Source organism: Croceibacter atlanticus HTCC2559, from assembly GCF_000196315.1.
Classification (GTDB): Bacteria; Bacteroidota; Bacteroidia; order Flavobacteriales; family Flavobacteriaceae; genus Croceibacter; species Croceibacter atlanticus.
On the sequence record NC_014230.1, the window covers coordinates 1,401,670 to 1,413,814 of the forward strand.

Sequence of the window (12,145 nt, forward strand, 5' to 3'; positions counted from 1 at the left end):
ATGATTAAGGAGTTAGATCAAGATAATTTAGCAGATGTAGTGTCTCAACACCACAATGTAATCGTGCAGTTTTCTGCAGGATGGTGTGGGAACTGCCGTGTAATGAAGCCAAAATTTAAAAAATTGGCTACTGAAAACGAGAATGCTGAATTTGTGATAGTAGATGCAGAGAAATTTCCAGAATCTAGAAAGCTTGCAACTGTGGATAATTTACCAACATTTGCAACATTTCAAAATGGAACATTTAAGAACCAAGTACAGACAAATAAATTTGATGTACTAAAAGATCTAGTAAATGAAGTTACCGGTAATTAGACATTTTCAGAAAAATAATGATGCTGAAGCTTTAGAAAAAGCAGTGTCTGTTTTAGAGTCTTTTACAGAATACCGTTCTGTTACAGATGAAGAGATGGATGTAATTGGCGAGCTAATCACCAATATGTGCGGTGCTATCGAAGTGCACAAAATGATTGATGATGGTATGCCAGAGCGTGATGCTGCTAATAACTTTGTAAAAAAAGTTTTAGGATCTATAGATAAATAGAGGATTCACTCTAAAAATTAAGAGCCAACCTGATTATTCGGGTTGGCTTTTTTTATTTATGAAAATTTTGGCAGGACTAAAAAATAGCTTCTTTTATTTTTACACTAACTGAAAAACTAAAACTATGGCCCAAGTAATATTAGGCGGAAATACTGTAAATACTTATGGAGAGCTTCCAGAGATAGGAGAAAAGGCTCCACATTTCGAATTATTAAAATCAGACCTTTCTGTAGGAAGGTTAAAAGATTTTGAGGGAAAGAGACTTATCTTAAATATCTTTCCTAGCATAGACACTAATACGTGTGCAACTTCTGTACGAACATTTAATGAGCGTGCTAAAAAATTAAAAAACACAGAGGTGCTTTGTATCTCTAGAGACCTACCTTTTGCATTAAAGCGTTTTATTGATGATGAAGGTATAACAAACGTTACCAATCTTTCAGATTTTAGAGAACGTACAATGGGGAAAGATTATGGTCTAGAAATGATGGATGGTCCTTTTGAGGGATTACTCTCAAGAGCTGTGATTGTATTAGATGAAAAAGGTGTAATCCTACATTCTGAACGTGTGCAAGACATTTCTAATGAGCCAGATTATGATGCCGCATTAAATGCATTGGCATAATGAAAACTTTTATAGTCAAACGTATTAGAGGTTTTGGCTATGCCTTTAAAGGCGCTGTAATTTTATTAAAGACAGAAGCCAGCATACAAGTACAATTTTGCATAGCAATTTTAGTAACTGTGGCTGGTTTTTACTTCAATATATCCAGTACAGAATGGTTGGTGCAACTGTTAGCTATAGGATTAGTAATGAGTGTAGAAGGTCTAAACACTGCTGTTGAAGATATTGCAGACTTTATACATCCAGATTACCATAATAAAATAGGCCGCATTAAAGATGTTGCCGCTGGAGCAGTGTTTATATCTGCTGTAATTGCTGTGATTATTGCAGGAATCATATATATTCCTAAAATCACATAAAATTTTTAGTCTTCTCGTCCGTTAGAGTTTTGTATTTTTGCGCGAGACCAATACTACTTAATGGCCAGAAAGAAAACCAAAAAAAGACCTTCCAAGAGCAAGGCTCCTAAAAAACAAGTAAAACTTCCTAGTTTAAAGCTATCCAGAAAACAAAAGGTAGTTTTAGGTAGTTTCCTTATGCTTTTTGGTTTTGCATTATTAATTGCATTTTCATCCTTCCTAATCAATTGGCAAATAGACCAAAGTGAGCTTTCTCAATTAAGTGATAGGAATGTACAGACAAGAAACTGGTTAAGTTCTTTTGGCGCAGGAATTAGTAATTTCTTTATATATAAAGGCTTTGGAGTTGCATCGTTTTCATTGGCAATTCTTACATTTCTTACAGGGTTTTATCTTTTTTTAAACTTCAACTTCCAACGTTTAAAGGCCTACTGGTTTTGGGGTGTGTTGTTAATGGTTTGGTTATCTGTGTTCTTTGGTTTTTTTGCAGAGAAAAATGCTATGCTAGGCGGTACTGTTGGGTTTGAGACAAATGACTATCTGCAAGATTACTTAGGGTTAATAGGAACCATTTTATTAATGTTTTTCTTGGCAATAGTTTATTTGGTTTTTAGACTTAAAATAACGCCTGAACGTATTTCTGTTTACTTTAAGAAAGCCTCTTCAGACATTAAAGAGGAGTTTGCTTCAGATGAAGAAGCACCTATTAATACAATGGCTAACGAGAAGGCTTCAGTTAAACAAGATATAGTTCCAGATTCTCCAGACAATTCTACTACAGAAGAAGTTGTAATTGAACAGCAACTAGAGCCAATTGTTGATGAGCCTAAGATTACTTCAACAACTATTGAAGCTTCAAATGAGGATGATATCTCTATGGAAGTAGAAACAACAGAAGAGGAAGAGGTTTCAGAAACTAAAGCAAATAAATTGGTTGAAGATTTTGGAGAGTTTGATCCTAAACTTGAACTTAGTAATTATAAGTTTCCTACAATCGAGCTTTTAAAAGACTACAGCAATAGTGGTGGTATTACCATAAACCAAGAAGAATTAGAGGAAAACAAAAATAAAATTGTTGAAACTCTTAAAAATTATAAGATAGGTATAGATCATATTAAAGCAACGGTAGGTCCTACCGTTACTCTATATGAAATAATACCAGAAGCAGGTATCAGGATATCTAAGATAAAGAACCTAGAGGATGATATTGCATTGTCTTTAGCGGCTTTGGGAATACGTATTATTGCGCCAATTCCTGGAAAAGGAACTGTCGGTATAGAGGTTCCAAATAAAAATCCACGTATAGTTTCTATGCGTAGTACTATTGCATCTCCTAAGTTTCAAAATGCAGAAATGGAACTGCCTATTGCTTTTGGTAAAACCATTAGCAATGAAACCTTGGTTGTAGATCTTGCAAAAATGCCTCACCTACTAATGGCAGGTGCAACAGGGCAAGGAAAATCTGTAGGTTTAAATGCAATTCTTACCTCTTTATTATACAAAAAGCATCCTGCTGAGGTAAAATTTGTTTTAGTAGACCCTAAGAAAGTGGAGCTTACGTTATTTAACAAAATTGAACGACATTACTTAGCAAAATTACCAGATAGTGAAGATGCTATAATTACAGATAACTCCAAGGTAATAAACACGCTAAACTCTCTTTGTATAGAGATGGATGAGCGTTATGAATTACTTAAAGATGCTTATGTAAGAAACATTAAAGAATATAACGCCAAGTTTAAAGCACGAAAGCTAAATCCTGAAAACGGACACAAATTCTTACCATATATTGTCTTGGTAGTCGATGAATTTGCAGACCTTATAATGACTGCAGGTAAAGAAGTAGAGACGCCTATAGCAAGATTAGCGCAATTAGCGCGTGCCATAGGTATACATTTAATTATAGCCACACAAAGACCATCTGTAAACGTTATTACAGGTATGATAAAGGCAAACTTTCCAGCACGTATTGCATTTAGGGTGATGAGTAAGATAGATTCTCGCACCATATTAGATAATGGTGGTGCAGACCAACTTATTGGGCGTGGAGATATGCTGTACACACAAGGAAATGAGCTTATAAGAATACAATGTGCTTTTGTTGATACGCCAGAAGTAGATAAGATTTGTGAATACATTGGTAGCCAAAAAGCATATCCAGACGCACACAAGCTTCCTGAGTATATTAGTGAGGATAGTGGCACAAGTCTTGATATAGATATAAGTGAACGCGACTCGCTGTTTAATCAAGCCGCTGAGGTATTGGTAACAGCGCAACAAGGGTCTGCGTCTCTGTTGCAACGAAAGTTAAAAATAGGTTACAATAGAGCAGGTCGTATAATAGATCAATTGGAAGCTGCAGATATTGTAGGTCCTTTTGAGGGAAGCAAAGCTAGACAGGTTTTAATTTCAGACTTGCAGTCATTAGAGAGACATTTAAACGATGAAGAATCATAACATAACTATGAAAACACTAACAGTAATTAGCGCATTATTTATTTCAATGTTCACATTGAGCGCACAAGACAGTCAAAAAGCTAAAACACTATTAAATGAGGTTTCTGCTAAAGTGCAGTCCTATGATAATATTGTCTTAGATTTTAAATATTCCTTAGAAAATACCGCAGAAAATATAAGACAAGATACGCGTGGTGATGCCAGTCTTTTAGGAGATAAGTATGTTCTTAACTTAATGGGAACAACACAAATGTTTGACGGTAAGAAAATTTATACCATTATTCCAGAAGACGAAGAGATTAATATTTCAACTTATGTTGAAGAAGATGACAATGCTATCACACCTTCTAAAATGATGACGTTTTATAAAGAAGGTTACACTTACAAATGGGATATCACACAAAACGTAAAAGGGAGACAAATACAATATATTAAGTTAACACCTATTGATAGTGATGCAGATGTAAAATCTATCCTTTTAGGTATAGACAAGCAAACAAAAAATATTTACAATCTTATACAAACACAAGATAACGGGACTAAGATTACAATTACTGTAAACAGTTTTAAAGTTAACCAGCCGTTATCACAGACTTTATTTACTTTTGATGAGTCTAAATATTCAAATTATTATATCAATAGGCTAGACTAAGTTGAAGATACTTGATCGGTACATACTTTCCAGCTACATAAAGACCTTTGTGGTCGTATTTGTCATTTTGATGTTCATTATGATATTACAAAGTGTGTGGCTTTATATTTCTGAACTTGCTGGTCGAGAATTAGATGGCTTTATCATACTTAAGCTTTTAAGTTTTGTCGCGCCTAAATTAATACCATTGGTCTTACCATTAACCATTTTGGTGACGAGTATAATGACCTTTGGTAATTTTGCAGAAAATTATGAATTTGCTGCAATGAAATCTTCTGGAATTTCTCTTCAGAGAGCTATGCGTGGTCTAATTATATTTATTGCAGCACTAAGTATTACTGCATTTTTCTTTGCTAATAACGTTATACCCAGAGCAGAGTTTGAATTTGTTAACCTAAGAAAGAATATTGCAAAGCTTAAACCTGCAGCTGCAATTTCTGAAGGTATGTTTAATGAAATAGGCGATATAAATATAAAGGTTGGTGAAAAATCTGGAGATAGAGGACAATACTTAACCGATGTCATCATACATAAGAAAAACGAAAAACGCGCTGGAAATTATACCGTTATTAAAGCCAATAAAGGTGAGTTAATTAGTAGTGAAGGTTCAGATGTGTTAAGCTTGGTCTTAAGAGATGGCAATTATTATGATGAAATACAATCTAACGATCCTAAAGAAATTCAGAAAAAACCTTTTGCTAAAAGTTACTTTAAGGAGTATGCCATAAATGTAGATTTATCTACGTTAAATAATGTTGATATGGAAGACAGAAACTACACTGGTGGTAGTAATATGCTTAAAATATCTGAACTCCAATACACCTTAGACTCTGTATCTGTTAATTATAATAAAAACTTAGAGGTCTTAAGACTAGATGTAACAAGTAGAGCAGGCGTGAATACCTTTTTAGAGTTAGAAAAAGATACCACAGAAGTTAGAGCTTTAGTAGGCAATACAATTTTAGATGAATACGATTTAGAAGGTAAGCTAAGAGTAGTTACTTTGGCATTTAATAATATGACCAACGTAGGAAATTTAATTGATACAAGAGAAAACAGCTTAAAGCAGATAAACATAAAACTTAACAAATATGAGATTGCCTTACATGAAAAATATGTGTTGGCATTTGCTTGTTTTATACTCTTTTTTGTAGGCGCACCTTTAGGCGCAATTATTAGAAAAGGTGGTATGGGATTACCTATGGTTATTGCTATATTATTATTTTTAACATATCACTTTATAGGTATTTTTGCCAAGAATAGTGCAGAAGATGGTAGTATTAGTCCATTTATTGCTACTTGGTTATCTACTATAATAATGCTTCCGTTGGGAGTTTACTTCACATACAGAGCTACAACCGACCAAGGCTTATTTAGTATCGGTACTTTTTTCCATCCAGTTGTGGCATTCTTCAAGAAAAACTTCTCTAAGAAACAAGTTCAAGACTAGTATTCTTATCTTTGTGGCTTAATTTAAACGAAGTCATGAGCGAGACAGATACACTTTCACAAACCATTACCCTTAATACTATTGAAGAAGCTATTGCAGATGTAAAAGCGGGCAAAGTTATTATTGTGGTAGATGATCAAGATCGTGAGAATGAAGGCGATTTTCTAGCAGCTGCCGAAGCGGTAACTCCAGAAATGATAAACTTCATGGCAACGCACGGAAGAGGTTTAATTTGTGCACCACTATCAGAAGAACGCTGTAGTGAACTTAACCTTAATATGATGGTTGGGAACAATACAGATCCTATGGAAACAGCTTTTACTATTTCTGTAGATTTAAAAGGGCAAGGTGTAACTACTGGAATTTCTGCATCAGATAGAGCTAAAACAGTTCAGGCTTTAATTAAAAGTGAAACTAAACCTTATGACCTTAGCAGACCAGGCCATATTTTTCCATTAAAAGCAAAAGAAGGCGGTGTTTTAAGACGTACCGGTCACACAGAAGCAGCTATAGATTTTGCGAGGCTTGCAGGATTTCAACCAGCAGGTGTGATTGTTGAAATAATGAATGAAGACGGTACTATGGCTAGGTTACCACAACTTGTTGAGGTAGCTAAACGTTTCGATTTAAAACTAGTGTCTATTGAAGATCTTGTTGCATATAGAATGCTACACGATTCTTTAATTGAAAAGAAAGAAGATTTTGAGATAGAAACCCGTTTTGGGTCTTACAGATTAAGAGCGTATAAACAAACTACAAACGACCAGTTGCACTTAGCGTTAACTAAGGGAACTTGGGAAGAAAATGAACCTGTATTAGTAAGAGTAAACTCTACATTAGTTAATAATGATATTTTAGGAACGCTTACAAATAATGCAGACAAGAAGTTAGATGATATGTTTAAGGCTGTTAACAAAGCTGGAAAAGGAGCTATTGTCTTTATAAATCAAGAATCTCAAGCGCTTAATTTACTTAATAGATTGTCTGAGTTAAAAGCGCGCCAAAAAGAAGGAGAAGTTAAGGCGCCACCAATACAGATGGATCAACGTGATTTTGGTATTGGAGCGCAAATTCTTCACGATCTTGGTATTCATAAAATAAACTTACTATCTAACAGCACCCAACAAAAACGTGTTGGTATGATAGGCTATGGTCTAGAAATTTTAGATTATGTAACGTACTAAAAGGTCGTTATAATACAGATAAAATTGCTTGCTTTAGTTGTTGTGCTCGATGTTTCATTTCATCTTCGGTCCAGCCTACTTTAATTAAAGATGAAATTGTTCTACTCATCCAGGCATCACTTGCAGAAAAGTCTGTGGTTTTAAAATCTTGTAAATTAGCTCTTACATCAGATGGTAATCTTCCTAAAGATTTTTGTTCTGTTAAGTGTTCCCATTTTTTATAATAATGCCAATTGTTATCAAACCAATAAAAACAGGCATCTACGCCAGCATTAGAGATTGCTTTATGGGCTTTTCTGGTAGTGTCTTCGTCTGGTAAGAAAAAGTTTAAAAAAGCGTGACTTTCTTTACCATCTTGAGGTACGCGTCTAAATGTTACTTCTGGAATACTACGTAGTTCTTCTCTTAAGATTGTATAATACTGTTTTTGTTTTTTAAGTACATCTTCAAATTTTTCTAATTGGCCTAAGCCTACTGCAGCATGAAGTTCTGAAATACGGTAATTGTATCCTAAAAACGGATGCGTTTCTGCTCCGCGATCATTCCCTACGTGGTCGTGACCGTGATCTTGATACTTGTCTGCATTTTCAGCATAGCTTCTAGAGTTGGTTACCACAGCGCCACCTTCACCACAAGTAATAGTTTTTACAAAGTCGAAAGAAAAACAGCCTAAGTCTCCTATTGTTCCTAATTGTTTGCCATTGTATGTGCCGCCAATTGCTTGGCAAGCATCTTCGAGTAAGATGAGGTTGTTCTCCTCGCAAATTGTTTTAAGTGGATTTAAGTCTGCCATAGAGCCACACATATGTACAGGCATTATGACACGCGTATTTTGGGTAATTTTTTGTTTTACAGCTTCTGGATTTAAACAAAGCGTATCGTCTATGTCACAAAGAACAGGCACAGCACCTAAAGCAATTATAGATTCAAAAGTGGCAACAAAAGTAAACGTAGGTATGATAACTTCATCTCCAGCACCAATACCAGCGCTAGCCAAGGCAACTGTTAATGCAGACGTACCGCTAGAGGTCATCTGGCAAAATTCTGCACCCATAAGCTTTGCAAACTTTTGCTCAAATTCTTGGGCTTTATAATGGCCGTTACGCATACCATCAAAACCATAGCGCATAAGAATACCGCTGTCTAATACATCTTGAACATGTTTGCGTTCTTCTTCTCCAAAAACTTCAAATCCTGGCATAAGTATATTTCATTTTAAGGTAAACTTATTCACGCCTTGTTTACCTTGTAGTTAAGTGTTTATTTTTTTATTTCGATAATTGTTTCTTCCATCGGGCGACGCACTTTCTTAAAGCTCGCAAACATATCATCTTTTGCACGATACCCAATTGGCATCACCAAAACAGACTTTAAGTTCTGTTTGTCTAATCCTAAAATCTTATCATACTCTTCAGGCTTAAAACCTTCCATAGGGCAGGCATCAATCTCTTCTAAAGCACAAATGGTTAACAGGTTGCCCATAGCAAGATAGGCTTGGTTTGTAGACCAAGTTTGAATGTCTTCGGTTGTTTTTGCCTCAAAATCTTCAATTAAAAACTTCTGAAAAGGTTTTATGATTTCATCTGGCGTGTTTCTAATATCCTTAACACGTTCAAAATACGTTTTAATATATTCGGCACTTAGCTTTTTCTCTATACAGAAAATAAGTAGGTGAGAGGCATCTGCAACTTGCCTCTGGTTCCAAGATTGAGCCACCAAAGATTCTTGTATATCTTTATTGCTCACTACAATAAGTTTTATTGGCTGTAAGCCATAAGACGTTGCGGTAAGGTTAAAGCTTTCCTTTATGATATCTAACTTTTGTTCTGAAATCTTTTGTTCTGAATCAAACTTTTTTGTGGCATAGCGCCATTGTAATTGTTTGGTAGATAAAGATGTGTTCATAACCTGTCTTTTTGTAAAGGTAAGGTATGAAAAAGAGAAGTTCTAAGAATTTTAAAGCAGTTATAGTTTTTTTAAAATATGTCTTGCACGTGCTTTAAATGCAGCAGAGCCTTCATTAAAATTAGCTTCTAAATTTACTTTAAGTTCTGGATGAATCCAGCTAAATGTTGAGCCCAATTTGTACAACGTGGTCATAGAATATGCTTTTGCAGCTACTTTCTGCTTTGTAATTAACCAATCAAAACATTGCTCAGAAATAGCTTCAAGTTGTGAGTTGGTTAATGGTTGGCTAAGCTCGTTTTTGTAATGTTTTAATACAAATGTTTCAAAAATTTTGGCAAACGGTCTTATAGCTTGGTCTGCAGTTTCTTCTTTAGCTAAAGATATAAGTTGATCTAAATAGGGTAGCAGTGTAGTACAAGATATTCTGGACACAAACTCTAAGGCCCAAGCTGCCTTAAAATAGTCATTTACAGTCTTTGCTTTTAAAATGGCTAAATACAGGTTAATGTCTTTAGGGTGATTAATTAAGTATGTGGCAATTTGTTCGCGATTGTCTTTACTATGGTTAATGTTGGCAAGAGTAATCACGTTATAGTATTAAGTTAGATGCAATTGAAGGCTATTAATTTGATGCTGTCTTGTTGTATTTTTTATGAGGAATGTTTTTTTCCTCTAGTATAGCATAAAATTTACGCGGAGAGATTTTTAGGTCTTTTGTGATAGCGCTCACTTTTTTCTTTCCTTTTTTATAAAGCTTTAAATTATCATTTACTTTTTTGTTGAAATAATATGCGTTTAACTTCTCAACAACTTGCAACTCGGTAAGATTCTTTTCTTGAGCGTATAATTCTAGTTCAGATTTTAATTTAGATAACTGTGTCATAGGGGCAAAATTTAAACTGTTTACTGCTAAATGTAATACAGTGATTAGTGCCTCTAAATTAAGAAATTAATCTGAATATGAAATCCGTTAGGAATTTAAAATACTCACATTATAAGAGAACTCTATTTTTTCTCATCGCGTAATATTTTTTCCATTTTACGGCCTTTTGCCAATTCATCAATTAGCTTTTCCATACGTCTACATTGTTTGTATATTTCAAACTCATCTTCTATGGTTTCAATACGGTAGCCACAAACAACGCCTTTAATTAAGTGAGCGTTTGGATGTATTTTAGCGTTTTCAAAGAGTGTTCTGTATGTCGCTTTTTGGTCTATAAGGGTTTGTAATTCATCTTCGGTATATCCAGTAAACCAAGTTAAAACTTTATGAAACTCTTCTTTTGTTCTACCATTTTTTTCTAACCTGTTGAGGTAAAGAGGATAAATGTTGGCAAATACCATATTGGCAACTTTCTCATTTTTTTCTGTAGTGACCTTCATTTTTTTATGTTTTAAACGCTAATAATACACTAATGTGTTAGACAGTTGTTAGAGCTGTAATTTAATAAAAGCTTATCAAATACATAAGTAAGATGTTATTTTTGATACTTCACCTTTCTATATTTGAGATAAAACTCTTTAAATAATGTTACCAAACAGCGATGCCTAACACAATTAGAATATCATTAAAACCAGTAAAAATAAAACTGAACCTACAGATTTTAAGAGCAGATGATTCTTGTTAAATTCTGATTAGGGAATACGATTGTCCTGAAAGAAATCTAAGGATACTTTGTTAATATATCATATACTTAACTTAGTCATAAATTCTTATTATTTCACCGTTACCTTTTCCGTTCACACTTCTTACATATCCATTAATCACCTTTTTCATAGGTATTGGGTTGTGTCCTGGAAAATAGTCTCTGTATTTTTCATATGCATCCTCTACCATTCCAGAAGACACAACATTAACTCTAATGTTGTTTTCAATTTCGAGGGCAACTGCCATTACAAAACTGTGTATGCCACCATTTACCATTGCGGCACTAGTTGTTTTTACAACAGGATCATCTGCCAAAATACCTGTTGACAATGTAATAGAGCCACCTGTATTTAGGTAATTCTGTCCTATACGAACAAGGTTAACTTGTCCCATGAGTTTACTGTTTAAACCTATGTGGTAGTCTTCCTCTTCAAGCTCATTAAAATTAGCCCATTTGGCTTCTCCAGCTATACAGATTATAGCATCTACATTTCCAATTTTTTGGAACATTTTTGAAATGGAATTGCTGTTTGCAATATCTACAGTAATATCACCACTACTTCTACCAGCAATTAATACCTCATTTTGTTCTTTAAAATGAGCAACAACAGGTTTGCCAATTGTACCATTACCTCCTATAATTAAAATTTTCATAGTTATTTTTTATTAAGTTAAACATTGATTTTTATTACAATACTTTTTTTTATGCCTTGATTTGTATATAGTTAACGTTGCAATAACGCTCCAAAGTAAATTAGTTACAAAAGGAGGTATTGCATTGTAGTAATAACAGTTTATTGCAATTAAAAGGCCACCCAGAAGATTTAAGTATTTACCGAAGGTTAAATACTTTTTATTTTCCAAGAGTGTAAGGCCATATGCGAGAATAATTAATCCCGAGCCAGACCATCCTAAAATATCTATAAGCAATCTCATACTTTGTTATATTGCAATATATCGATATGATATATTAAATTTTTTTTATGTCAAATATTCTGTAAACGCTTTAATTGTTGCTTCATTTCTTTTTAAATAGGACCACTTGCCATGTCTTGTAGAAATGAGAAGGCCACATTTTTCCATATTTGTAAGGTATGTTGAAATGGTTGATTGTGACAGACCAGTTTTTTCTTGAATGTAAGTAACACAAACACCATCATTAAAATGCTTTAATGTTTCATGTGGAGGAAAATGCTTTTCTGGCTCTTTTAACCACTCCAGTATTTGAAATCTAATTTTATTAGATAAGCATTTGCCAATTTCTGTTGCGATCCTTAAATTCATAATACAAATATATCTATAATTCTCGATATATAAA

General features: G+C 34.0%; 15 protein-coding genes. 8 read left to right on the plus strand and 7 right to left on the minus strand.

The window, feature by feature from the left end:
* The 8 genes from CA2559_RS06245 to ribB all read left to right on the plus strand — a co-directional run bounded on the left by CA2559_RS06245 (position 1) and on the right by ribB (position 7,271).
* Positions 1–315 carry a thioredoxin family protein gene (locus CA2559_RS06245; RefSeq protein ID WP_013187006.1) on the plus strand — a complete coding sequence of 105 codons (315 nt, stop codon included), beginning with the start codon at positions 1–3 and terminating at the stop codon, positions 313–315.
* On the plus strand, positions 296–544 hold the full coding sequence (locus CA2559_RS06250; protein ID WP_013187007.1) for a DUF6952 family protein: 249 nt from the start codon (positions 296–298) through the stop codon (positions 542–544). Before CA2559_RS06245 ends, CA2559_RS06250 begins: the two co-directional genes overlap by 20 nt.
* A 124-nt stretch (positions 545–668) precedes the next feature.
* Positions 669–1,169, plus strand: a complete 501-nt coding sequence (tpx, locus tag CA2559_RS06255) for a thiol peroxidase (RefSeq protein WP_013187008.1) — start codon at positions 669–671, stop codon at positions 1,167–1,169.
* A complete protein-coding gene (locus CA2559_RS06260; protein ID WP_013187009.1) occupies positions 1,169–1,528 on the plus strand; it encodes a diacylglycerol kinase in 360 nt (119 codons plus the stop codon). Before tpx ends, CA2559_RS06260 begins: the two co-directional genes overlap by 1 nt.
* 60 nt (positions 1,529–1,588) lie before the next feature.
* Complete coding sequence (locus CA2559_RS06265) at positions 1,589–3,985, plus strand: DNA translocase FtsK (RefSeq protein WP_013187010.1); 2,397 nt, start codon at positions 1,589–1,591, stop codon at positions 3,983–3,985.
* A 7-nt stretch (positions 3,986–3,992) separates the two neighbouring features.
* Positions 3,993–4,637, plus strand: a complete 645-nt coding sequence (locus CA2559_RS06270; protein ID WP_041241137.1) for a LolA family protein — start codon at positions 3,993–3,995, stop codon at positions 4,635–4,637.
* A 1-nt stretch (position 4,638) separates the two neighbouring features.
* On the plus strand, positions 4,639–6,087 hold the full coding sequence (locus CA2559_RS06275) for an LptF/LptG family permease (RefSeq protein WP_083798861.1): 1,449 nt from the start codon (positions 4,639–4,641) through the stop codon (positions 6,085–6,087).
* A 35-nt stretch (positions 6,088–6,122) separates the two neighbouring features.
* The gene (gene ribB / locus CA2559_RS06280; protein ID WP_013187013.1) at positions 6,123–7,271 is read left to right on the plus strand and encodes a 3,4-dihydroxy-2-butanone-4-phosphate synthase; all 1,149 of its coding nucleotides are present in this window, start codon (positions 6,123–6,125) and stop codon (positions 7,269–7,271) included.
* A 7-nt stretch (positions 7,272–7,278) separates the two neighbouring features.
* Here ribB and CA2559_RS06285 read toward each other — a convergent pair whose 3' ends face one another.
* From CA2559_RS06285 to CA2559_RS06315, 7 genes are all read right to left on the minus strand, one after another.
* On the minus strand, positions 7,279–8,472 hold the full coding sequence (locus CA2559_RS06285) for a DegT/DnrJ/EryC1/StrS family aminotransferase (protein ID WP_013187014.1): 1,194 nt from the start codon (positions 8,470–8,472) through the stop codon (positions 7,279–7,281).
* 59 nt (positions 8,473–8,531) lie between these two features.
* Positions 8,532–9,176: an NAD(P)H-dependent oxidoreductase gene (locus CA2559_RS06290; protein WP_013187015.1), complete on the minus strand. Its 645-nt coding sequence runs from the start codon at positions 9,174–9,176 to the stop codon at positions 8,532–8,534.
* Between the two features lie 60 nt (positions 9,177–9,236).
* Positions 9,237–9,767: a hypothetical protein gene (locus CA2559_RS06295; RefSeq protein ID WP_013187016.1), complete on the minus strand. Its 531-nt coding sequence runs from the start codon at positions 9,765–9,767 to the stop codon at positions 9,237–9,239.
* A 34-nt stretch (positions 9,768–9,801) separates the two neighbouring features.
* Positions 9,802–10,062, minus strand: a complete 261-nt coding sequence (locus CA2559_RS06300; protein WP_013187017.1) for a hypothetical protein — start codon at positions 10,060–10,062, stop codon at positions 9,802–9,804.
* 122 nt (positions 10,063–10,184) lie between these two features.
* Positions 10,185–10,562 carry a DUF2200 domain-containing protein gene (locus CA2559_RS06305; protein WP_013187018.1) on the minus strand — a complete coding sequence of 126 codons (378 nt, stop codon included), beginning with the start codon at positions 10,560–10,562 and terminating at the stop codon, positions 10,185–10,187.
* Between the two features lie 316 nt (positions 10,563–10,878).
* Complete coding sequence (locus CA2559_RS06310; RefSeq protein WP_013187019.1) at positions 10,879–11,481, minus strand: short chain dehydrogenase; 603 nt, start codon at positions 11,479–11,481, stop codon at positions 10,879–10,881.
* 327 nt (positions 11,482–11,808) lie between these two features.
* Entirely contained in the window at positions 11,809–12,111 is a 303-nt protein-coding gene (locus tag CA2559_RS06315) for an ArsR/SmtB family transcription factor (protein WP_013187021.1), read from the minus strand.
* Positions 12,112–12,145 lie beyond the last annotated feature (34 nt).

Coding starts and splice junctions, on each gene's coding strand:
- CA2559_RS06245 (WP_013187006.1), top strand. CDS start 1: ATGATTAAGGAGTTAGATCAAGATAATTTAGCAGATGTAGTGTCTCAA.
- CA2559_RS06250 (WP_013187007.1), top strand. CDS start 296: ATGAAGTTACCGGTAATTAGACATTTTCAGAAAAATAATGATGCTGAA.
- tpx (WP_013187008.1), top strand. CDS start 669: ATGGCCCAAGTAATATTAGGCGGAAATACTGTAAATACTTATGGAGAG.
- CA2559_RS06260 (WP_013187009.1), top strand. CDS start 1,169: ATGAAAACTTTTATAGTCAAACGTATTAGAGGTTTTGGCTATGCCTTT.
- CA2559_RS06265 (WP_013187010.1), top strand. CDS start 1,589: ATGGCCAGAAAGAAAACCAAAAAAAGACCTTCCAAGAGCAAGGCTCCT.
- CA2559_RS06270 (WP_041241137.1), top strand. CDS start 3,993: ATGAAAACACTAACAGTAATTAGCGCATTATTTATTTCAATGTTCACA.
- ribB (WP_013187013.1), top strand. CDS start 6,123: ATGAGCGAGACAGATACACTTTCACAAACCATTACCCTTAATACTATT.
- CA2559_RS06285 (WP_013187014.1), bottom strand. CDS start 8,472: ATGCCAGGATTTGAAGTTTTTGGAGAAGAAGAACGCAAACATGTTCAA.
- CA2559_RS06290 (WP_013187015.1), bottom strand. CDS start 9,176: ATGAACACATCTTTATCTACCAAACAATTACAATGGCGCTATGCCACA.
- CA2559_RS06300 (WP_013187017.1), bottom strand. CDS start 10,062: ATGACACAGTTATCTAAATTAAAATCTGAACTAGAATTATACGCTCAA.
- CA2559_RS06305 (WP_013187018.1), bottom strand. CDS start 10,562: ATGAAGGTCACTACAGAAAAAAATGAGAAAGTTGCCAATATGGTATTT.
- CA2559_RS06310 (WP_013187019.1), bottom strand. CDS start 11,481: ATGAAAATTTTAATTATAGGAGGTAATGGTACAATTGGCAAACCTGTT.
- CA2559_RS06315 (WP_013187021.1), bottom strand. CDS start 12,111: ATGAATTTAAGGATCGCAACAGAAATTGGCAAATGCTTATCTAATAAA.